The organism is Pseudarthrobacter sp. PS3-L1, from assembly GCF_030063285.1.
Lineage (GTDB): Bacteria > Actinomycetota > Actinomycetes > Actinomycetales > Micrococcaceae > Arthrobacter.
Genome location: NZ_JASISU010000004.1, coordinates 527,913 through 548,348, shown reverse-complemented (window position 1 = coordinate 548,348; position 20,436 = coordinate 527,913). Strand labels below are relative to the sequence as shown.

The window sequence follows — 20,436 nt, the reverse complement described above, 5'->3', positions numbered from 1 at the left end:
GGTCCGGGAACTGCCAGGTCCACAACGGGCCAGGTCCACGTCCCGGAGCATCGCTCATGCGTCACATGCGCCGGTACTCACCCTGCGCAATGTGGATATGGAGCGGAAGGGAAAGCTGGATGGGCGCTGTGCCCAGGGATTCGTCCAGGAGATCGCTGATGGACGTCTGTCCCTCCACACCGCGGCCGTCTTCACTTTCCACGTCTGGCCTTTCACTGTCGCTTGGATTGTGTGCTCTGCGCCTGCGGGAAGGACACTCCCGTCAATCTTGGGCCAGGGCCTCCACTATGGCTGGCAGCAATGCCCGGAAAGCCTGTCCTCGGTGGCTGATGGCATTCTTTTCTGCCGCACTTAATTCTGCACAACTGCGCGTTTCGCCTGTGGGTTGCAGGATCGGATCGTAACCGAACCCACCGGCTCCGCGAGGCTCCCTCAACAGTGTTCCAGCCAACTGCCCATACTGGACAACCGTGGGAGTCTCGGCACCATGGCCAGGTTGCGCCAACGCTGCCGCACAGACAAATGCCGCACCACGGTGAGCGTCTGGAATATCACTGAGCTGGGCCAGGAGGAGATCCAGGTTGGCCTGGTCATCGCCATGCCCGCCTGACCACCGGGCAGAGAAAATTCCCGGCGCTCCACCCAGGACATCCACTGCCAGCCCGGAATCGTCAGCGATAGCCACCAGGCCCGTTGCCTGCGCCACGGCACGGGCTTTGAGCAGGGAGTTCTCGGCAAACGTGACGCCGGTTTCAGCAACGTCGGGGCCACCCACGGCGGCTGCGTCCACCACCTGGGTATCAACATCCAGCCCTGGTACCTGATCCCTCAAAAGCTCACGCAACTCCCGCAGCTTTCCCGCGTTGTGAGTTGCAAGAACCAGGCGCGGTCCGGCAGCCTGGGTTGGGCTCACAGGGTGTCCGCCAGGGTTTCGCGTTGGATGGCGGCGAGCTGGGTTGTTCCCAGCAGTGCAAGGTCCAGGAGCTTGTTCAGCTCGTCTCGGTCAAAGGGTGCACCCTCGGCTGTGCCTTGGACCTCAACAAACTTACCCGTTCCCGTGACAACCACATTCATGTCGGTCTCGGCCCGGACATCTTCCACATAAGGCAGGTCGAGCATAGGCACACCGTCTATGATTCCCACCGAAATCGCTGCGATGGTGTCGGTGAGCGGCTGCGCGTTTTTTGCTATCAGCTTGTTGTCGCGCGCAAAGCGGATGGCGTCCGCGAGCGCCACGTAGGCACCGGTAATGGCTGCGGTGCGCGTACCGCCGTCGGCCTGGAGCACATCGCAGTCCAGCACGATCGTATTCTCACCCAACGCCTTGGTATCAATAATGGAACGCAGCGACCGACCAATCAGGCGGGAGATTTCGTGGGTCCGGCCGCCGATCTTACCCTTGACGGATTCACGGTCGGAGCGGGTATTTGTTGCCCGGGGAAGCATCGCATATTCGGCTGTCACCCAGCCGCGGCCCTCGCCCTTGAGCCACCGGGGCACGCCTGGCGTCAGGGAAGCGGTGCAGAGCACCCTGGTGTTGCCGAATTCGATCAGTGCCGAACCTTCGGCCTGCTTGGACCAGCCGCGGGTGATGCTGATGGGACGGAGCTGGTCTGGGGTGCGGCCATCTGCGCGAACCACTGGTGCTGCTGAATCTGTTGTCATGTTTCCAGCTTATCCACTGGCGGACCCACGCCGTGGACCTGCCCCAGCGCGGCGACAGCGTGCTCAGATCGTGTAGTGCACGCCTGCGACAGCCACTGCCACTCCCCCGGAGAACACTGGCTTGGCTTCTGCAAGCACTGTGGTTTGCGAGGTCCAGACGGGAAGGTGCGTCAGCAGGAGGCGCTTTGCTCCGGCCGCTTCGGCAGCCTCGCCTGCGCGTTTACCTGTCAGGTGAACGTCCTTGACGGCGTCGTCGCGCCCTTCTTCGAAAGCGGCCTCACAGAGAAAGAGGTCTGCATCCCTGGCGGCATCTTCTAGCCCGGAACAGGAGTCCGTGTCCCCGGAATACGTGAGGATTCGACGGACAGCATTGCCGTCGTCGCCAGGCTCAGTGACCTCGACCCGTAGGGCGTAGGCTTCCTCGACTGGATGGTTTACGGCGTAGGGGGTCACTGTGTAGGGCCCCACGGTCACCGCTGACCGCTCTGTCCAGTTCGCGAAGTCAAATTCTTCGTGCATGCCCGGATCCAGTTCCAGGCCATAGGCCGTAGCCATGCGGTCCGCTGTAGCGGCTGGCCCCCACACCGGGATGCGGTCCCGGTTCCAACCACCGGGCTTCCACCGGACAGCAACGTGCAGCCCGCAAAGATCCATGCAGTGATCTGGGTGCAGGTGGGTCAGGAAGATCGCATCAATGTCCTCCAGGTCGGTGTACCGCTGGATCGCACCAAGGGCGCCACTGCCCAGGTCAAGGACAATTTTCCAGGTGCGGTCGCCGTCACTGGCAGTCAGCAGATAGCACGACGCCGGGGAGCCAGGCCCCGGAAATGACCCGGTACAACCCACTATTGTCAGTTTCACGGCCGACGACCCCTTGAACTGCCTCCGGCGTTGCCCACAAAATGGGAGATCCGGGGACGGTCCGACGCAGCCTGTGCAGCAGCGATCATCTCTGGCGTGATCCTGGCCAGGCTCCCCGTGGGATACCGCGCAGCAACGTGGTCAACGTGCCGCACCGACAGGACCTCCGGTCCCAGGAAACGCCGTGCCAGCGTCTCAAACTGCGCGGCATCACCGGTGGCAATGAAGTGGTGTTCCGGGCGCAGTCCGGCAGTGCGCTGGAGATCGTGGCTGACAAGCGCCCGATAAACGTCCTTTGCCGTCTCCTCTGCGCTGGAGACGAGCGTCACGCCGTCGCCCATCACATAGGAGATGACGCCCGTCAGGAGTGGATAGTGCGTACAGCCCAGCACCACTGTGTCAACGTCCGCCGCTTTCAGGGGCGCCAGATATTCCTGGGCAATGGCCAGCAGCTCCGGTCCGGTGGTGATCCCGGCCTCCACATAGGACACGAATTCAGGGCAGGCAGCCGACGTGACTGTCAAATCGGGCGCGGCCGCGAAGGTATCCTCGTAGGCCCGTGACCCTACCGTGGCGGAGGTACCAATGACGCCGATACGCCCCGTCCGGGTGGCAGCCACGGCACGCCGTACCGCTGGCTGGATAACTTCAATCACCGGAATGCCATAACGGGCTGTGTAGCGCTCGCGCGCGTCCCGAAGAACAGCAGCCGACGCCGAATTGCAGGCGATGGTGAGAAGTTTCACGCCGGAATCCACCAGTTCGTCCATAACCCCCAGGGCGTTGGCCCGGACTTCGGCGATGGGCAGGGGACCATACGGCCCATGGGCCGTATCCCCGACGTAGAGGATCGACTCGTTCGGAAGCTGATCAATGATGGACCGGGCAACTGTCAGGCCACCCACGCCGGAATCAAAAACACCGATGGGCCGCAGCGAGGGCTCAGCGTCCATGCCGCTGTCAGGAGCCAAAGCGAGACTCGCCACGTCGCCCACCAGGGCGTCCCCCAACGGCTGCTCCGTCATGGCCGCTCCAGGGTTTCAAGCATGGCCTGCATGAGCGATTCCTGGAGCCAGGTGGTGAAGTTGTACACAAGTGCCAAGTAGCTCTCCACGTCCTCGGCCTGGGACCAGTCCTGCATCTGATGGACGTGGTTAGCGTCTTCCTCGTCCTGGATGTCGAGCCGTTCAGCGAGCACCAGACGGACATCGTTCAGGGCCATGGACCAGTGGCCCGCCCCGGCCTCAGTCAGGACGAGTTCATCCCGGTCCAGGTCGAGGGCGGCCGCGCGCAGCGCCCCAATTTTGGTTTCCCGCAGGGAACGTTCGGTGAGTTGGCGGAACTCCAGTGACGCATCGCCGTCGTCCTTCATGACGTTGGGGAGCAGTCGTTTCAGCGCCCTGTCACCTGGCTCGGTGACGTTCAGGTCCAACCCGATCAGTGCCGCCAAGGGGTCCTCATTGGCCTGCTCGGCAGGTTCCAGCATCGAAATCACGTCATCCAAAAGCCCCCGCAGGAGCTCACGCTCAGCTGGCTCAAGGTGGCCGGTGATCCCTTTGAGACCGTTCCTGAAAGCCTTAGCCACGCTTGCCCCTTCCCCGGCCAGTCCCGTCGCCGGAACCACCCTTGCCGCCATCGGATTTTTCTACAGTCGCCCACAGCCCGAAGCCATGCATGGCGACAGCGTGGCGCTCAACTTGCTCGCGGCTGCCATGGGCAATAATCGAACGGCCCTTCTTGTGGACTTCGAGCATGTGCTTGTTCGCTTTGGACTCCGAATACCCGAAGTAACTCTGGAAGACATAGCTGACATAGCTCATGAGATTCACGGGATCGTTCCAGATCACGAGGTTCCAGGGCACGTCCGGGGCATTCAGGACGTCGGTGGTCGTCTCTGTTCCGGTCCGGGTGCTCTCCTGGGTGTCAGGGCCGAGCGCAACACTTAAGGTCATCTGTCCATTCTATGGGGATGCGCACTAGAGTGAATTTTGTGAGCACATCAGCTGGCTGGGAGCGCCCCCGCACGTCTTTGCATACCGACCACTACGAGCTGACCATGTTGCAGGCCGCACTGCACTCCGGGGCCGCCCACCGGAAATCGGTCTTCGAGGCCTTCGCCCGTCGCCTTCCCGACGGCAGGCGTTACGGGGTTGTCGCAGGGACCGGCCGGATCCTCGAGGGCCTGGCCGACTTCCGGTTCGGCCCGGCCGAGCTGGAGTTCCTTGAACGCACGGGAGTAGTGGACAGCCTGACGCTGGACTACCTGGAAAACTTCTCGTTTAGCGGCGATATCTGGGGGTATCAGGAGGGTGAAACGTACTTCCCCAACTCGCCCCTGCTGATTGTCGAATCCACGTTTGCGGAGGCCTGCATCCTGGAGACGTACATCCTTTCGGTCCTGAACCATGACAGCGCGATCGCCTCAGCTGCCTCCCGGATGGTCAGTGCAGCGGGCAGCCGGCCCTGCATTGAGATGGGTTCGCGCCGGACACACGAGGAAGCAGCAGTTGGCGCAGCCCGCTCCGCGGTCATTGCCGGGTTCAACAGCACCTCAAATCTGGAGGCGGGACTCCGCTACGGGCTGAAAACCGTGGGAACAGCAGCCCACTCCTTCACACTGCTCCACGACTCCGAACGCGAGGCCTTCGCCGCGCAGATTGCCGCCCTGGGTCCGGGTACCTCGCTACTGGTGGACACCTACGACGTCGAAACGGGCGTCCGGACAGCCGTAGACCTCGCCGGGGACGCACTTGGTGCAGTGCGGCTCGACTCCGGTGATCTTGTGGCACAGGCGCAGTGGGTCCGCAGGCTCCTTGATGACCTGGGAAACGTCAACACAAAAATCGTGGTTACCTCAGACCTGGACGAGTTTGCCATCGCTGCGCTCCAATCGGCACCGGTGGACTCCTATGGGGTTGGCACCTCACTGGTCACCGGCTCCGGCGCCCCAACAGCAAGCATGGTCTACAAGCTTGTGAGCCGGCAGGACAAGGACGGCACCTTCATTCCCGTTGCTAAGGCGGCCAAGAACAAGACCAGCATGGGCGGCCGCAAGTACGCACTGCGCAAACTAAACGAGCGCGGTATCGCCACGCACGAGCTGGTGGGTATTGGCCACCGGCCAGAAGATGACGGCAATGACCGCCAGTTGCTGCATCACTTCGTCAAGAACGGGGAGGTACTGCCCGGCTGGACAGGACCGGAAGCCGTCGAGAAGGCACGACGTCGGCACCGGGCCTCGCTGGCTGAGCTTCCCGGGGTCGTCAAGCGCATGCAGCGCGGCGAACCCGCCATCCCCACCGTCTACGAGGAGATCTGATGTCCCGGGCCCTGATCATTGTCGATGTCCAGAATGATTTCTGCGAGGGCGGGAGCCTGGCCGTTGCCGGCGGTTCTGCAGTTGCCGGCGCCATCAGCGAGTACCTCGATGCGCACAGCGGAGAGTTTGATCACGTGGTGGCCACGCAGGACTGGCACATCGATCCCGGCGCGCACTTCTCCGATACTCCAGACTTTGTGGACAGCTGGCCCCGCCACTGCGTAGCGGCTACCTCCGGCGCGGAGCTGCACCACGACCTCGACACCGAGTACATCAATGCTTATTTCCGCAAGGGAGCGTACGCTGCCGCCTACTCCGGCTTCGAGGGATTGCTGGCACCGGAAGACTCCGTCCCCACCGGGGACAGGCAACCGGGCGCCATCCCCATGGCGGATGCGGACGAAGACGAGGCAGATCCCGTGGGGCTGGACGACTGGCTGCAGGAGCACGACGTCGATGAGGTGGTCATTGCTGGGATCGCCACCGACTACTGCGTTCGGGCCACCGCACTGGACGCGGTCCAGGCCGGCTACTCCGTCACAGTCCTCAGGGCCCTGACTGCAGGCATTGCAGAGGACCCCGAGGACGTGTTCGCCGAGCTGGAACTTGGCGGCGTCGATTTAGCCTAGATAGGCGATCTGGCCTAGGCCGGAAATCTGGCGGACCTAGATGACGCCCTGCGCCAGCATCGCATCCGCAACCTTCACAAAGCCGCAGATATTGGCGCCCAAGACATAGTTTCCGGGATCTCCGTACGATTCAGCTGTTGCCGCGCATCGATCATGAATGTCCACCATGATGGTCGCGAGACGCTGTTCGGTGTGGGCAAAAGACCATGAGTCTCGACTGGCGTTCTGCTGCATCTCCAGGGCCGAGGTGGCCACACCGCCCGCATTGGCTGCCTTACCGGGCCCAAACAGGATCCCCGCCTCCTGGAATACGGTGACAGCACGCCTGGTAGACGGCATGTTCGCACCCTCGCCTACGGCAAGAAGACCGTTACGTACCAGGCGCGCCGCGGCGTCGCCATCGAGTTCATTCTGTGTGGCACATGGCAGTGCCACAGTTGCATCCACATCCCATACCGAACCGCCCTGGACGTAGGAGACACGTGCACGCTGGGCCTCATATTCCTTGAGTCGGCCCCGCTCCACTTCCTTGATCTGACGCAACAGGGCCACATCAATTCCGGCTTCGTCAACCACGTACCCCTCAGAGTCGGAACAGGCCACCACCAACGCACCCAGCGCCTGGGCTTTTTCAATGGCATTGATGGCAACGTTGCCGGATCCTGAAACCACCACGCGCTGGCCTTCGATGGATTTTCCCTGGGTCTTGAGCATCTGCTCCGTAAAGATCACCGTGCCGTATCCCGTTGCTTCGGGCCGGACCAGAGAGCCTCCCCAAGAAATGCCCTTCCCAGTGAGGACGCCCGACTCATAACGGTTGGTAATGCGCTTGTACTGCCCAAACAGGTAACCGATTTCGCGGCCTCCCACTCCAATGTCACCAGCAGGCACGTCCGTGTACTCGCCTATATGCCTGTAGAGCTCCGTCATGAAGGACTGGCAGAATCGCATGACCTCTCCGTCGGAACGATCGCGGGGATCAAAATCTGATCCGCCTTTGCCACCCCCCAGTGGCATTCCCGTCAGCGAATTCTTGAAGATCTGCTCGAACCCGAGGAACTTTACGATCCCCAGGTTCACCGACGGGTGGAACCGCAGGCCGCCCTTGAACGGTCCCAGGGCAGAGTTGAACTCCACCCGGAAGCCCCTGTTGATCTGGATGCGGCCCGCGTCGTCCACCCAGGGAACACGGAAGATGATCTGGCGCTCAGGTTCGCAGAGCCGTTCCAGGACAGCAGCATCGAGGAATTCAGGGTGCCTGCGATGGACTGGAGCAAGACTCTGAAAGACCTCATCGACCGCCTGGTGAAACTCCAGCTCGCCAGGGCTCCGGGCGAGCACAGCCTCCTTGATCGCATCAAGGCGTGAATCCATGGCAACTCCCTAACAGTGGTACCCAATCGGCGCATCAATCTGGCAGTGCCATCATTGCACTGGGCTGTCCGGATTTCGCGATGGTGCGCAGTCCTGACGGCTTATGACTGATGCGCGTCAGGACTCTGGGGATGGCGGGCTCCGGCCCTGGCTCTAGGCGCCCAGGGGAGTTTCAAAGAGGTCCCCAGCCAGCGTGAGGAGGCGTGCAGGCACGTCGGTATCCTGGCCATCGCGCCCATGTCCAATAAACACGGCAGTTCCAGCCACTGCCCGATTGCACACCAGACCCATTTCTCGAAGAAGGATTTCAGCACGCATATTTGCAGGTAGCGGAATAACATCAGCTTCGTCATTGAGGAAAACGTGCCAGTCACCGAAACTCAGAGCATCAAAAGTTCCACCCACCAGAATATGCAGCCCGGCAGGAGAGGCTTCGATTCCTTCAAGACTAATTCGCACATTAAGGCACGCAGGAATGATGAGCGCCGTATTCTTTTGACGCATAAACAGTCCTTTCTTTGTATGCATTTACCAGCTTTTCTGTTGGGGCATCGGGCAGCACATCCTGCACTGCCGGAGAAGTTCCAACCAGCAGGAATCCCTACCCCTGCTTCTGAGGGGTAAACGAACCGCCAGAGCCTCCCTGGCTGCCTGAAAGCCCAGAAATTAGCCCACTGTGCGCCTGGGACCGGAGGACCGGTGGCAGCGTTCGGCTATATACCGCAGCCCGGTGGCCGTGGGACGGGGCAACTGCCCCGTGCCACGGCCACGGGTCCGGATCAGCGCTGGTTCTTTCGCGGCTTTACAAAAAGGGTGCTTGACGTATCTGCCCTAGCCCGCTTTTCAGCTCTTTTTTCGAGAAGTGTTTTTCCCGATTTTTTCGAAACATCATTCCTGGGTGATTTTCCTGACACTTTAATTCGTACCTTTCTTCAGTCTCCGTGGCACCAACCATACCTACTTATATTTTTTATGCCAGTCGAATTGAAGAATCCGAGGAAATTCCCACACCCACGGCTGTATTCCGTATTACGTGGGGATGATTGTGCGCTCCGCGTGGACCGGAGCCCCACCAGGCCCCTTTCGGATGATGGCACGAGCGGACACCGACTGGCCGAACCAGGCGTGACTGCAGTCTCCGCCATGCCATGATCCGGACCGCACTTTTTCGCCCAGTCCGGAGCGGGATATAATCGAACATATATTCTAGTATCCGGAGTTCCTCCTCCTCCCTGCAGCGACCACACCTCCAGCGGAACACTGCGCCACCTGGACAAGCTGCGCCACCTGAACGAAAGGGACAGCTCATGGATTTCCTGGCTGACCGAATCCCCCGCGCTCCACACGGCGCCGAGTCCTCCCCTCCCCTTGAATCATTTTTGCCACGTGGTTTCGCATCACCGGCCCAGGACTACTTTTCCGGTCGGATAGACCTCAACAAGCACCTGATCAAGGACATCACCAGCACCTACATCGTTCGGGTCCAGGGCGATGGAATGATGAATGCTGGAATCTGCGATGGCGACGAGCTGATCGTGGACAGATCTCTTGAAGCACGCAGCGGATCAGTGGTGATAGCAGTTCTTGACGGTGAGCTCATGGTCCGCAGGATTCGTCGCTCGGGCACCGAAACGGCACTCGTGGCAGACCACCCAGATTATGCGGACATCAGCATCTCGGCCGACGTCGACATGAGCGTCTGGGGTGTTGTCACAAGGTGCCTGCATCGTGTCTGAACAGGCAGATTACAGCGCGACACCCCCAGCAGGCTCCTGCTTTGCACTGGTGGATGTTAACAACTTCTACGTCTCCGCGGAGCGCGCGTTTGATCCTTCCCTGGAAAACCAGCCTGTGGTGATTCTCTCCAACAACGACGGCTGCGTGATTACGCGCAGTGCCGAAGCCAAAAACCTGGGAATCCCCATGGGTTCACCCTGGTTCAAGATTTCTGCGCAGGCAGAACAGTGGGGCCTGATTGGCCTGTCCAGCAACTACGAGCTCTACGGCGATCTCAGCGCGCGCGTCATGGAGTACCTGAGCCGTCATGGCAAGGCCACGGAGGTCTACAGCATTGATGAGGCCTTCGTCGCGCTGGCTGGAACAACCAGAGAGCAGCTCGCCCAAGGACGCGCCATCCGTGTCGGAGTCCGACAGAACATCGGATTGCCCGTCTGCGTAGGGCTTGCACCCACCAAAACGTTGGCAAAACTTGCCAACCAGTGGGCCAAGAACAACCAGCATTTCCAGGGCGTCTGCCACTGGGACAGCATCAGCGATGCGGATCAGGAGCGTCTCCTGCGAAGGCTACCCGTGCAGAAGGTCTGGGGTGTTGGCCAGCGCAACAGCGCCAAACTCAATGGAATGGGAATCGAGACGGCGTGGGATTTGCAGTGTGCCGATCCTTTGCTGATCCGCAAGCGTTTCTCGGTGGTCCTCATGCGCACCGCGCTGGAACTGCGGGGTACTCCCTGCATAGTCCTGGACGAGACGCGGGGCAACAGCCAGATTCTCTTCTCCCGGTCGTTGACAACGCCGGCAGCCACCGTCCGCGAGGTAGGCCAGGTCCTGAGTGTCTACGCGCAGGGCGCCGCGGCCCGCCTGGCAAGGAAAAAACTCGTCACGGGCAGCCTGCACGCGTTTGCCCGCACGTCGTCTTTCAGCGGCGAGCCCACGGCCCACTCCGTTGATGTGACGTTTCCCTCCCCCACGTCCGACCCACTTGAACTCATTCGCGCAGCGCAGCAGCTTCTGCCGCACATCACCGAGGGCACCCCCTACATGCGCGTGGGAGTAACCGTTCGGGACCTGGTCCCTGCAGGAAACCAGGAGACCCTGATGGACTTCCTGGACACCCCAGACCGGCTCCTCGGCCCCATCATGGATGGGATTGCTGACCGGTTCGGACGGAACACGATCGGCCTGGGCCACGGTGGACTCAAATCAGGTTCCCAATGGGCTACCAAACGCGGAAAACTGACACCGCGTTACACCACAGAGTGGGACGATCTCCCTGTTGTCAAAGCCCGGTAGGTGCCTTCTGCGCTCACATCGTGCTGGATTTTCTTCCTTGTCGCGGGCTACGCCTAGCGTCTGCGGCTTGTGTCCGGACGGCGGCAGTCCGGGCGCCCCGTCGCTTCGAATCACTGGCAAGCCAAAGAAAGGTGCAGTGTCTCTGTGGACAGCGCGTCAGGATCTCCACACGGTCTACCCCAGCCCCTGGTACGCCGTGTTGTGGCAACAAGTCTGGGCCCCTGCGCCGTCAGGACCCAGCCTGGTACGGGCACCGGCCGCGAAGCCACGGAGACGGCAGACCTCTACCTCCATGGCGCCGCCGGCTCATGGACCACTTTTATCGGCATGATTGATAGGCCCCATCGCAGGGATCGTGTTGTGATTGACCTGCCCGGCTGGGGCGAATCCGCTCTGGAGATCCCCATGGAGGACTACAGCATCGAGAAGATGGCCCAGGCGGTGGTGGAAGTCATGGACGCCCTGGGCCATTCGCGCTGGAACGCAGTTGGCCACTCCATGGGCGGGGTCCTGGCCCTTCACCTTGCGGCCAGGTGGCCGGAACGGACAGTGAGCGCAGCGGCTCTTTCGGCCACAACGTTCGGTGTGTCCCGGGCAGCCAAAAAACCGCTGCGCAACCTGACCAAGATTCCGTGGCTTGTTGGAATGATGGTCATCATGCGTTCGCTGGCTGGCCTCGGTGTTGCCGGGGACAAACTGATGCGCGCCATGGCACCCCTGCGCTTGATGCGCGCTGTGGTTGCCCCGGTTTTTGCCAGCGATGCTGTCATTTCGAATGCGGTGAGCCGAGGACTTGGTACTGACGCGCGGCCGGCGTCCTTCACCGCAGCGGTGCGTGAGGTGGGCCGCTACAGCTTCGGGCAATGGGAAGCGATCCTGTGCCCAGTGCTCGCATTGCGCGGAGACCAGGATGCGTTTACTCCGGAGAACGACCTGCGTGAGCTCAAAGCTATTGTCAGCCATGCTCGTCTTGTCACGCTCACCCACTGCGGACACTTCGCCCCCGTGGAACACCCGGCCGAGGTCAATGCGCTGCTGGCGAGCCTGTGGTCAGAGGACGTGGCAGCTACTTCCGGCCGATGAACCAATCCTGAAGTTTCCGCAGGCGCTTCTGCAACTGTTCCTCGTTGGCCTGGGCTACCGGCGGACCTCCGCAGACAGTCCGGAGCTTGGTATGGACAACGCCATGCGGTGTGCCAGTCCGCGCGGACCACGCCGCAACGTTCTTGGCCAGTTCATTCCGGAGGTCCATCAGCATCCGGTGGTCAGGGAGCGCTGGCACAGCAGTCTCTGGCGCAGTCTGCCGGTTCCGCCGGTTCAGCTGATCGTGCTGGCGTTGCCGCAGCAGTGTTCCCACCTGTTCGGCATCAAGCAGCCCGGGGATACCTAGGAAATCGAGCTCGTCCTCCGAGCCCACCTCGCCACCTGTTCCAAACTCGCCACCATCAAAGAGGACTCGATCAAAAGACGCCTGGGAGTCAAGGGCCTCAAACTTGCCCTTCGTCAACGAGTCTGAAGCCTTTTCCTCGCGGTTCGCCTCGTCCATGAGTGGATCGTCCTCAGCGAACAGCCCGTCATCGTCCTTGTCCGGACGGTCCAGTGCATGGTCGCGTTCGGCTTCCATGGAGTTGGCGAGCGCCATCAGCGCCGGAACCGATGGAAGGAAGATGGACGCTGTCTCGCCGCGTTTCCGAGCGCGGACAAAACGTCCAATTGCCTGGGCAAAAAACAGGGGGGTGGAGGTTGACGTGGCATATACGCCCACGGAGAGCCGAGGAACGTCAACGCCTTCGGAAACCATCCGGACAGCAACCATCCACCTCTTGTCACTTGCCGTGAACTCCTCGATCTTGCTTGAGGCTTTGGCATCGTCGGAGAGGATAACGGTGGGAGATTCGCCGGTGATCTGCTTCAGTTGGCCCGCATAGGCCCTGGCGTCGTCGTGATCAGTGGCAATCACCAGTCCACCGGCGTCGGGCACTGTACGGCGCACTTCGCTGAGCCGTTTGTCGGCACCTGCCAGCACTGCAGGAATCCAGGCTCCAGTGGGATTCAGGGCAGTCCGCCACGCCTGCGAGGTAATGTCCTTTGTCACCGCAGCCTCTCCCAGGGACGCAGCCATTTCCTCGCCGCCGCTGGTTCGCCAGCGCATCTGCCCGGAGTACGCCATGAACATCACGGGGCGCACCACGTGGTCACGCAGCGCATTGCCGTAGCCGTAGGTGTAATCCGCTTTGGAGCGGCGGATCCCGTCCTTGTCCTGGACATAGTCCACGAAAGGGATCGGTGAGGTATCGGACCGGAAAGGCGTCCCGGTCAGGGCCAGCCGCCGGGCGGCCGGTTCAAACGCCTCACGGAGGCCGTCGCCCCAGGACAGGGCTTCCCCACCGTGGTGGATCTCATCAAGGATCACCAGGGTGCGGGCGGCCTCCGTCTTTGCACGGTGCAGCATGGGCTTACTGGCTACCTGTGCATAGGTCACGGCTACGCCAATGAAGCCGCGGCCGTGCTGGCCGTCGGAATTCTTGAAGTTGGGATCAATGGCGATCCCCACCTTCGCAGCAGCGTCAGCCCACTGCCGCTTGAGATGATCGGTGGGTGCAACGATCGTCACCCGGTTAACTACCCCGGCCTCAATGAGCATGGATGCAACGCGTAGCGCAAATGTTGTTTTACCGGCACCGGGCGTTGCGACGGCGAGGTAATCCCTGGGGTTCCTGCCGAAGTAGGAATCCAGGGCCTCTTGCTGCCAGGCGCGCAGCTTGGGCGCGGTTCCCCACGCTGCGCGTTCCGGGTACGCCGGAGGAAGAACAGGACCGCCAAAAAGGGTTTCAGTCACTTGTTGCTGTTGCCCGAATCGCCGCCGCCGTCTTTGCCCGGCCGGAGTCCGTCATAGACTTCCTTGCACTCGGGGCAGACCGGGAACTTCTTGGGATCCCTGCCTGGTGTCCACACTTTGCCGCAGAGTGCAATCACGGGATCGCCGCTGAACGCGGACTCCATGATCTTTTCCTTGCGCACATAGTGCGAGAAGCGATCCCTGTCACCGGGCTCAACCTCCTGGCGAAGTTCCTCGCGCTCAATGGTGGCAGTAGACGTTCCGGATCCGGAAAGTTCGCGCATCGGATCATTTTCGAGGGGTTCGGTCGTCATGCTGATCATGCCTTCCATCCTAACTGCTTGTCCCCTACCGCGTCAGCGGTTCACCCCCAGTTGAGCCAGCATCTCGGGTCCCCGGGCGTCCAGCCACCGTCCGCCGAGGCGGACGCCAACACTAAAGAGCACACCACCCAGGATGGCTCCGACAGCGAGGGCGAGCCATCCAAAGAGCACCTGTCCGGTCACAGACTGGGCAATCAACAGGGCAATTTCGGGGATGACCAGCAACAGGAGAACCCCCATGCCAGCGAACTGCACCAGGAGAGTCTGGGCGGTGTTTCCCGGGGGCTTCTTGAAAGGGCTGTCACCCGGAAGCGGCACGGCCACGTTATAGCGGGCCGACACCACGGACGAGAGCCCCAGGCCGGACAGCAGGACCCCGGTTGAGAGGCCAAGGACCATAGGCAGCCACTCCCAGGAGCCGGTAAAGAAGAATGGCCCCACGGCAAAGATGACGACCACGGGCGCTGAGAGGATCAGGCAGGCCCATGCCCGGCCCAGCCGGTCGGCGCGCCCACTGACGCCTGTGGACAGGTGCAGGGCGAATGCGGTGTTGTCGTAGGAAATATCAGCGGAAATGGACCAGGCCATGAGGAATGCCGTCAGTGGTCCAAGAATGGCGAGAATCTCAAAGTTTCCGCTCTGGCTTGCCTGGAAAACCAGGAGGACGGCCAGCAGCGGAATGACCACAAGGGAACCGCCGTAACGGGGGTCACGGAACCAGTAGGTCAGTGCACGCGCAGCAACAGCACCGGTAGGTGTTCCCGGGAACACCCCAAACAAGCCTAGCTTTTTGCTGCTCTTGCTGGAACCACCGCTATACGCCGGCGTCACTAAGGCCCTGGCCAACAGGACCTTCCACGCCCAGGTAAGGAGCGCCAGCGTGGCAAGGGCAACCACAAGCTTGACGACGGCGGCACCTACGTTTCCGGCGGCAAGGTCACCACCAACGGACCAGGTGGCTCCCAAGGGGGTCCAGGAAAGAATCCTCGCAAAATCGGGCAGGAACGCAGCGGAGTCCTGAAGGCCCTGGCTGACGAAAAAGAAGATGGGGCCCAGGAGCATGAGTGGAATGAAGGCGATAATACCGCTGGCGTCCTTGAACTTCCGTGACGAAGACAGGCTGACAGTCGCCGAAGTAACAACTTTGGAAAGGACAATGCAGGTGAAAACTGCAATGCTGGCGCCAAGCAGTGCCCCGAGGGCTGAGAGTACTGTCTGCGACCACGTAGCCACTGTTGCAAGGGCAGCTATGGCCGTGGCTGCGCCTGGGATTCCCAACAAACCGCCAATAGCCAGGCCGGTCAGCAGCTGCGGCATGGGAATCGCCGAAGTGGTAAACCGTGCCGGGTCAAGAGTCAGATCGGCAGCCGAAAGAACGATGGGCAGAATGGCCCAGCCGATCAGGGCAGCCACGCCGCCAAGCACAATGATGGTCTGTGCCAGCTCGGCCTCAGCACCCCGCAGGGCAATCAGGCCAGCAACAAGAAAACCTAGGATTCCCAGGGCATACAGGCCGCCAAAAATGAGCCCAACCAGCTGCCACGGGCTCCGTTTGAGGCCGTTGCGCAGGAGGGTGAGTTTGAGCCTTACGAGGTGCGCAACCATTCCAGCCCCTCCGTTTCGTTGCGGCCGCCGACGAGCTCCACGAACTTGTCTTCGAGGGACATTGCACCCCGGACCTCATCAACCGTTCCGGCGGCCAGCAGCCTGCCACCGGAAACAACTGCAACGTGGTCACACATTCGCTGGACGAGGTCCATGACGTGGCTGGAAACAATGACCGTGCCCCCGGAAGCCACATAGCTGTCCAGGATGGAGCGGATATTTGCTGCCGACACTGGATCGACTGATTCAAACGGTTCGTCAAGGATCAGCACTTTGGGTGCATGGATGAGGGCCGAGGCCAGGGCGATCTTTTTTGTCATGCCAGCCGAGTAGTCCACCACCAGCGTCCCGGTGTCCTTTCCGAGGTCAAGGGCGCGGAGGAGGTCTCCCACGCGGGATGCCACCACATCCCTGTCCATCCCACGAAGCAGGCCGGCATAGGTGACCAACTGTTCACCGGTGAGCCTGTCGAACAGCCGGACGCCATCAGGGAGGATCCCCATCATTTTTTTGGCCTCAAGCGGGTTGGCCCACACGTCCACGCCATGGACCAGGGCCGTCCCGAAATCCGGGCGCAACAGGCCGGTGGCCATGGACAGCGTGGTGGTTTTACCGGCACCGTTGGGCCCTACCATCCCGTAAAACGATCCCGCCGGGACATCCAGGGAAATGCCGTCGACGGCGATCTTGCCACCGAAGGCTTTCGCTAGCCCCTGGATGGACAGGGCCGGGTGGTCGCCAGCTGACGGCACAGGCACCACGGGAAGCCGCGTAGGCGCTTGATCAGCCAAAACACCGTCCAACGGCGTGGTTGTGGGGTACCTCCCGTCGTCGTGAACGGTTGCGGGCAGGTCCTGATCGGGGCGCTCGGCTGTCATGGTCCCACCCTAGTCACCGACCGGCTCCCGGGGGATCGTCCGGAAGGAGTAACCACACAGGACTAGAACCGGTGAGAGGACTTTCCGCGCTGGTACTGCGGCGTCCAAGCAAGATCATGTCCCAGGTCAGCGGCGGCTCGCAGCCACCAGTGCGGGTCACGAAGCGCAGCACGGGCAATCAGGACAGCGTCAGCCTGGCCGGAGACGAGGACATGATCGGCCTGGACAGACGTGGAAATCATTCCTACGGCGGCGGTCGGCACCTGCACCTGCTCCCGGATTTCCTGCGCGAACCGGGTCTGGTAGCCAGGACCCACCGTAATGTCCTGATGCGCCACTGCCCCACCACTTGAAACATCCACCAGGTCAACACCACGGCGAGTTGCCTCGGTACAAAGCCGCACCGATTCTGCAATGTCGACACCGCCCTCGGCCCAGTCAGAAGCCGAGATCCTCAACAGGAGGGGCATGTCCACGGGAATCATCGCACGGACGGCGTCCACTACCTCAAGGATCAGTCGGTGTCGCCCAGCTTCGCTGCCACCCCAGGAATCCGTTCGGTGGTTGACCAGCGCGCTTTGGAACTGGTGCAGCAGGTAACCGTGGGCTGCATGGATCTCGACCGTATCGAACCCCGCACGCACGGCACGTTGCGCGGCTGCTGCAAAGTCGTCAATGACTCCCCTGATCTCAGCTTCGGTCATTTCGCGAGGCGCAGCGTAGCCAGCAAATGCGCCGGTGGAAGGGCCGGCAGTCGCCCACCCGCCGTCGGACGCCGGAACGCTACCCTGGTGGCTCGCAAACGGCCAGTAGGTAGAAGCCTTGCGCCCTGCGTGACCAAGCTGGACGCCAATTTTGGCGTCTGCGGCACCATGCTCATGCACAAATGAAATGATGCGTTTCCAACCCTCAACCTGTGCCTCGTTATAAAGGCCAGCATCACGCGGACTGATCCTGCCATCCGCACTGACGGCAGCGGCTTCGGTGATGATGAGAGCTGCGCCACCTGTGGCAAAGGCACCAAGGTGTGCCAGGTGCCACTCTGTGGGGACGCCTTCGCCAGGGCCATCCGGTGCACAACTGTACTGGCACATGGGCGAGACCCAGCCGCGGTGGCTCAGGTGCAGGGAACGCAACTCCAGGGGCCTGAACAGTGCCGGGACGCTCATCAGAACAGCACCCGGGCCAGTCCCTGACGGGCTTTGGCCACCCGATCGTCAGTTACCCCCACCACATCAAAAAGCTCAAGGAGGCGGAGGCGCGCTGTCTCCCGTTCAGGGCCGAAGTTGCGGCCAATGAAGGCCACAAGCCTGTTGAGGGCATCCTCGACATGTCCGCCAGAAACGTCGAGGTCGGCCACGGAGAGCTGAACGTCGAGGTTGTCAGGCTCATCGGCTCCCTGCTGCCGCAGAGCCTCAGTATCTTGGGCAGTCAGCGGCTGCACTCGTGCCATCAGGCCAACTTGGGCAAGGCCTTCTTTGGCCAACGTGTCGGCTGGAGCTTCCAGCAGGGCCTGACGATACGCCGCCGCGGCAGCCTCATAATCGCCTGTTTCGATCGCGTCATAGGCTGCCTGGTGAAGTGGCGGCAGCGGAGCTTCCTCCTGGGAGTCATCCTGGCTTGCGCCGCCAACAGCGCCCGTGACGCCATTCGCTGCCGCGACCTTCAGGAGCTCATCAAGCAGGGGGGGAAGCTGGTTTTCATCTGCACCACCCTGGAAAAGAGGAACCGGCTGCCCTTTGACAACAGCCACAGCTGTTGGCACAGCCTCAACCTGGAATGCCTGCGCGAGCTGTGGGAAAGCCTCCACATCTGCTGTGCCGAGGACCAGGCGGCCGCCGTAGCCGTTGATAACGCGCTCTAGGACCTCTAGCATGGCAGCGGATTCGGGCGAGTAGCCGGCCCAGAGGGCAAAGACCACCGGGACCTGGGCTGAGAGCTCAACAAGTTCCTGGAAGTTCTTCTCCGTCACCTCCACACGCAGTGAAGGGTTTGCTGCCGCATCGGTGCCCTGGTGGGCTGGGACAGAACCTGGCGGACCTGCGGTCGCACCCGCAGGAGGACCCGGTCGCTGTTTGAATGCGGAAAGATCGACAGCGCCGCGCAGATTAAGCGCGCTGGCGCCGACGGGAGGGACAGGGCGGGAAGCAGGCAAACTCATGCCTGCCACTCTATCCATTCCACGCGCCGTCGGCGCCATTGGCGGCTTACTTGAAGCTGGCTCCCACCAGGCCGCGGGTTGCCGCAACCACCTTCACGGGATCAGTGGACCCCGCAGGCGGGATAAAAACTGCAACGGTTTCCGCAGAGGTCAGCACCATGCCAGTGGTGGTTTCCTTGCCACCGGCAAGAACAGCTGCATCGTCGCCGATGGTGAGTTTGTCACCCGGCTCCTTGGGAGTGCCATCAAGGGTAAAGTCCAAGCGACCCAGCGCCAGCGCGCCGCCGTCGGCCGTCCTGAAGACCTGCACGGTCTCAGTCTTCAATGCGTGGCTGAAAACGTAGGTTGCCTGAGCGCCCGTGGTGACGGTATCCGCCTGGTAGGACAGGGTGTCCGCAATGTACGGCGAGGAGCCGCCCTCCACGACTTTGTCCTTGAGCGTTGAATCAGGATTGGACAGCCTGTCACTGAGTGCATTCAGCGCATCTTTTGCACTGTACGCAAGGCCTGATGAATCGTCAGCGGCCTGTGTTCCCACCCCATCCGTTCCCAGAGTTGGCAACGTGCTTCCTGGCTGGAGGAGCGTTGTGGCCATCAGCATGTAGTTGTCGCGAGGCGATTCCTGAACAAAAGTCAACAGCTGCGGAACAACATTCCCCTCACCCTTGCTGACAGCCATGACCGAACGCGGCCAGGTTGGGTCGGTGGTGACGGCTGTGGTCAGCAATTCCTCGGCACGAACCGGGACCCGGGCCTCGTAGGTGCCCACCTGCGAGCGAATTTTGTAGTTCTGCGTGCGGACCTCAAGCTCGGTACCAGCAACACGTGGCGTGAGCTTGCTGGCATCCTTGGCCGCATCGCCTGCTTCGGTGGCACTGGCAACCTGCTCAAGGATGCGTCGGAACTGCGCGTCCAAGAGCACTGGAGCTTCCGCCTGGGCAGCCGGCTCTGCTGACGGCGAATCGGTGGGAGCAGGAGTAGCGGCGTAGGCAGCAGTTCCGGAACCCACAACAACCAGTGCCGCCAGTGTCGCAACAGCCATTGTCAGGCGGGGGGCAGTACCGGACCCAGTTTCTGTTTGCGCATCGGTTGCCGCATCTCCGGGTGCCGTGGACGCGTCACTGCCGGCCGGACGTCGGCGGGCACCGTGACGACCAAGGACCATAAGGACAACTCCTATCAGCACCACCACTGCTCCCAGGATCATGAGTGGAACTGCCCACGGCGTGCTCATGTCGTTGGGGAAGGTCATCGATAGTGAACCGGGGGCAGGCTGGGTTCCGTCGCTGGCCAGGAGCAGCGACCACTCACCATCCGCAGGCGGCGTCCATGTGTACTCGAGTGAGCCGCTTGCCTTTTCCGTGGACGTCCACAGATCGGAACCCGCGGGACTCGGCGCCGTAGCTTCACCGTCAACTGTCTGGACCTGCAATGACGTCCCATCCTCGGAAACACCATCGATGACGTTGTGCCGCGTTTGCCCAACCCATGCCGCAACGTCGCCTGGACGGCCCACCGCCAACAAGAAGTTGCCGTCTCCAGCAACATCGATCTTCACAGTTCCACCGTGCAGAGTCCGCAACTTTTGGTCAATGACCGTCAGGGGCGCCGTGGCCGCGTCGGACGGGACGGAGGCAGTGAATGTCTCCGACGGCGCCCAGATGGTTTTCTGGCCAATACCGGCGAGAAGTGTGAGGAGGCCGAGCAGCACAAGCGCCACTCCAGTCTTGAAACGCAAAGGGTTCACCAATC

21 protein-coding genes are annotated in these 20,436 nt (G+C 61.7%); 5 read left to right on the top strand and 16 right to left on the bottom strand.

Annotated features, from left to right (window positions below; translation table 11 throughout):
- Positions 1-61: 61 nt before the first annotated feature.
- From QMG79_RS13815 to clpS, 7 genes are all read right to left on the bottom strand, one after another.
- Complete coding sequence (locus QMG79_RS13815; RefSeq protein WP_283539157.1) at positions 62-202, bottom strand: hypothetical protein; 141 nt, start codon at positions 200-202, stop codon at positions 62-64.
- Positions 203-262: 60 nt separating this feature from the next.
- Complete coding sequence (rdgB, locus tag QMG79_RS13810) at positions 263-913, bottom strand: RdgB/HAM1 family non-canonical purine NTP pyrophosphatase (RefSeq protein WP_283539156.1); 651 nt, start codon at positions 911-913, stop codon at positions 263-265.
- On the bottom strand, positions 910-1,665 hold the full coding sequence (gene rph, locus QMG79_RS13805; protein WP_283539155.1) for a ribonuclease PH: 756 nt from the start codon (positions 1,663-1,665) through the stop codon (positions 910-912). Before rph ends, rdgB begins: the two co-directional genes overlap by 4 nt.
- Positions 1,666-1,728: 63 nt before the next feature.
- The gene (locus QMG79_RS13800) at positions 1,729-2,526 is read right to left on the bottom strand and encodes an MBL fold metallo-hydrolase (RefSeq protein WP_283539154.1); all 798 of its coding nucleotides are present in this window, start codon (positions 2,524-2,526) and stop codon (positions 1,729-1,731) included.
- Entirely contained in the window at positions 2,523-3,479 is a 957-nt protein-coding gene (gene murI, locus QMG79_RS13795; RefSeq protein WP_283539276.1) for a glutamate racemase, read from the bottom strand. Before murI ends, QMG79_RS13800 begins: the two co-directional genes overlap by 4 nt.
- 68 nt (positions 3,480-3,547) lie before the next feature.
- The gene (locus QMG79_RS13790) at positions 3,548-4,111 is read right to left on the bottom strand and encodes a DUF2017 domain-containing protein (protein WP_283539153.1); all 564 of its coding nucleotides are present in this window, start codon (positions 4,109-4,111) and stop codon (positions 3,548-3,550) included.
- Positions 4,104-4,478 carry an ATP-dependent Clp protease adapter ClpS gene (clpS, locus tag QMG79_RS13785; protein ID WP_283539152.1) on the bottom strand — a complete coding sequence of 125 codons (375 nt, stop codon included), beginning with the start codon at positions 4,476-4,478 and terminating at the stop codon, positions 4,104-4,106. The genes QMG79_RS13790 and clpS overlap by 8 nt, the downstream gene beginning before the upstream one ends.
- A gap of 17 nt (positions 4,479-4,495) precedes the next feature.
- Here clpS and QMG79_RS13780 point away from each other — a divergent pair, with 17 nt between their 5' ends.
- Positions 4,496-5,845 carry a nicotinate phosphoribosyltransferase gene (locus QMG79_RS13780; RefSeq protein WP_502934742.1) on the top strand — a complete coding sequence of 450 codons (1,350 nt, stop codon included), beginning with the start codon at positions 4,496-4,498 and terminating at the stop codon, positions 5,843-5,845.
- Positions 5,845-6,474: an isochorismatase family protein gene (locus QMG79_RS13775; RefSeq protein ID WP_283539150.1), complete on the top strand. Its 630-nt coding sequence runs from the start codon at positions 5,845-5,847 to the stop codon at positions 6,472-6,474. The genes QMG79_RS13780 and QMG79_RS13775 overlap by 1 nt, the downstream gene beginning before the upstream one ends.
- Before the next feature lie 36 nt (positions 6,475-6,510).
- Here QMG79_RS13775 and gdhA read toward each other — a convergent pair whose 3' ends face one another.
- Both gdhA and QMG79_RS13765 read right to left on the bottom strand, forming a co-directional pair.
- A complete protein-coding gene (gdhA, locus tag QMG79_RS13770) occupies positions 6,511-7,848 on the bottom strand; it encodes an NADP-specific glutamate dehydrogenase (protein ID WP_283539149.1) in 1,338 nt (445 codons plus the stop codon).
- A 153-nt stretch (positions 7,849-8,001) separates the two neighbouring features.
- A complete protein-coding gene (locus QMG79_RS13765) occupies positions 8,002-8,352 on the bottom strand; it encodes a DUF3846 domain-containing protein (RefSeq protein WP_283539148.1) in 351 nt (116 codons plus the stop codon).
- A gap of 803 nt (positions 8,353-9,155) precedes the next feature.
- Between QMG79_RS13765 and QMG79_RS13760 the strand changes: the two genes are divergently transcribed.
- The 3 genes from QMG79_RS13760 to QMG79_RS13750 all read left to right on the top strand — a co-directional run bounded on the left by QMG79_RS13760 (position 9,156) and on the right by QMG79_RS13750 (position 11,961).
- Complete coding sequence (locus tag QMG79_RS13760) at positions 9,156-9,584, top strand: LexA family protein (protein ID WP_283539147.1); 429 nt, start codon at positions 9,156-9,158, stop codon at positions 9,582-9,584.
- On the top strand, positions 9,577-10,878 hold the full coding sequence (locus tag QMG79_RS13755; RefSeq protein ID WP_283539146.1) for a Y-family DNA polymerase: 1,302 nt from the start codon (positions 9,577-9,579) through the stop codon (positions 10,876-10,878). Before QMG79_RS13760 ends, QMG79_RS13755 begins: the two co-directional genes overlap by 8 nt.
- 201 nt (positions 10,879-11,079) lie before the next feature.
- On the top strand, positions 11,080-11,961 hold the full coding sequence (locus QMG79_RS13750; RefSeq protein ID WP_283539145.1) for an alpha/beta fold hydrolase: 882 nt from the start codon (positions 11,080-11,082) through the stop codon (positions 11,959-11,961).
- On the opposite strand, the gene QMG79_RS13745 is transcribed toward QMG79_RS13750, so the two are convergent.
- From QMG79_RS13745 to QMG79_RS13715, 7 genes are all read right to left on the bottom strand, one after another.
- Positions 11,945-13,717 carry a DEAD/DEAH box helicase gene (locus QMG79_RS13745; RefSeq protein ID WP_283539144.1) on the bottom strand — a complete coding sequence of 591 codons (1,773 nt, stop codon included), beginning with the start codon at positions 13,715-13,717 and terminating at the stop codon, positions 11,945-11,947. The genes QMG79_RS13750 and QMG79_RS13745 overlap by 17 nt on opposite strands.
- Positions 13,714-14,049 (bottom strand): DUF3039 domain-containing protein, encoded by a 336-nt coding sequence (locus tag QMG79_RS13740; RefSeq protein ID WP_283539143.1) that lies wholly within the window; start codon positions 14,047-14,049, stop codon positions 13,714-13,716. Before QMG79_RS13740 ends, QMG79_RS13745 begins: the two co-directional genes overlap by 4 nt.
- A 24-nt stretch (positions 14,050-14,073) precedes the next feature.
- Positions 14,074-15,645: a transporter gene (locus QMG79_RS13735; RefSeq protein WP_283539142.1), complete on the bottom strand. Its 1,572-nt coding sequence runs from the start codon at positions 15,643-15,645 to the stop codon at positions 14,074-14,076.
- Positions 15,627-16,523 carry an ABC transporter ATP-binding protein gene (locus QMG79_RS13730; RefSeq protein ID WP_283539141.1) on the bottom strand — a complete coding sequence of 299 codons (897 nt, stop codon included), beginning with the start codon at positions 16,521-16,523 and terminating at the stop codon, positions 15,627-15,629. The genes QMG79_RS13735 and QMG79_RS13730 overlap by 19 nt, the downstream gene beginning before the upstream one ends.
- A 62-nt stretch (positions 16,524-16,585) precedes the next feature.
- Entirely contained in the window at positions 16,586-17,692 is a 1,107-nt protein-coding gene (locus QMG79_RS13725; RefSeq protein WP_283539140.1) for an NADH:flavin oxidoreductase/NADH oxidase, read from the bottom strand.
- Positions 17,692-18,684, bottom strand: coding sequence for a tetratricopeptide repeat protein (locus tag QMG79_RS13720; RefSeq protein WP_283539139.1), 993 nt, complete (start codon positions 18,682-18,684; stop codon positions 17,692-17,694). The genes QMG79_RS13725 and QMG79_RS13720 overlap by 1 nt, the downstream gene beginning before the upstream one ends.
- A 46-nt stretch (positions 18,685-18,730) precedes the next feature.
- Positions 18,731-20,422: a DUF8094 domain-containing protein gene (locus QMG79_RS13715; protein WP_283539138.1), complete on the bottom strand. Its 1,692-nt coding sequence runs from the start codon at positions 20,420-20,422 to the stop codon at positions 18,731-18,733.
- Positions 20,423-20,436: the final 14 nt, after the last annotated feature.

Coding starts and splice junctions, on each gene's coding strand:
- QMG79_RS13735 (WP_283539142.1), bottom strand. CDS start 15,645: ATGGTTGCGCACCTCGTAAGGCTCAAACTCACCCTCCTGCGCAACGGC.
- QMG79_RS13725 (WP_283539140.1), bottom strand. CDS start 17,692: ATGAGCGTCCCGGCACTGTTCAGGCCCCTGGAGTTGCGTTCCCTGCAC.
- murI (WP_283539276.1), bottom strand. CDS start 3,479: ATGGACGCTGAGCCCTCGCTGCGGCCCATCGGTGTTTTTGATTCCGGC.
- QMG79_RS13740 (WP_283539143.1), bottom strand. CDS start 14,049: ATGGAAGGCATGATCAGCATGACGACCGAACCCCTCGAAAATGATCCG.
- clpS (WP_283539152.1), bottom strand. CDS start 4,478: ATGACCTTAAGTGTTGCGCTCGGCCCTGACACCCAGGAGAGCACCCGG.
- QMG79_RS13760 (WP_283539147.1), top strand. CDS start 9,156: ATGGATTTCCTGGCTGACCGAATCCCCCGCGCTCCACACGGCGCCGAG.
- rph (WP_283539155.1), bottom strand. CDS start 1,665: ATGACAACAGATTCAGCAGCACCAGTGGTTCGCGCAGATGGCCGCACC.
- QMG79_RS13765 (WP_283539148.1), bottom strand. CDS start 8,352: ATGCGTCAAAAGAATACGGCGCTCATCATTCCTGCGTGCCTTAATGTG.
- QMG79_RS13775 (WP_283539150.1), top strand. CDS start 5,845: ATGTCCCGGGCCCTGATCATTGTCGATGTCCAGAATGATTTCTGCGAG.
- QMG79_RS13780 (WP_502934742.1), top strand. CDS start 4,496: ATGCGCACTAGAGTGAATTTTGTGAGCACATCAGCTGGCTGGGAGCGC.
- gdhA (WP_283539149.1), bottom strand. CDS start 7,848: ATGGATTCACGCCTTGATGCGATCAAGGAGGCTGTGCTCGCCCGGAGC.
- QMG79_RS13730 (WP_283539141.1), bottom strand. CDS start 16,523: ATGACAGCCGAGCGCCCCGATCAGGACCTGCCCGCAACCGTTCACGAC.
- QMG79_RS13720 (WP_283539139.1), bottom strand. CDS start 18,684: ATGAGTTTGCCTGCTTCCCGCCCTGTCCCTCCCGTCGGCGCCAGCGCG.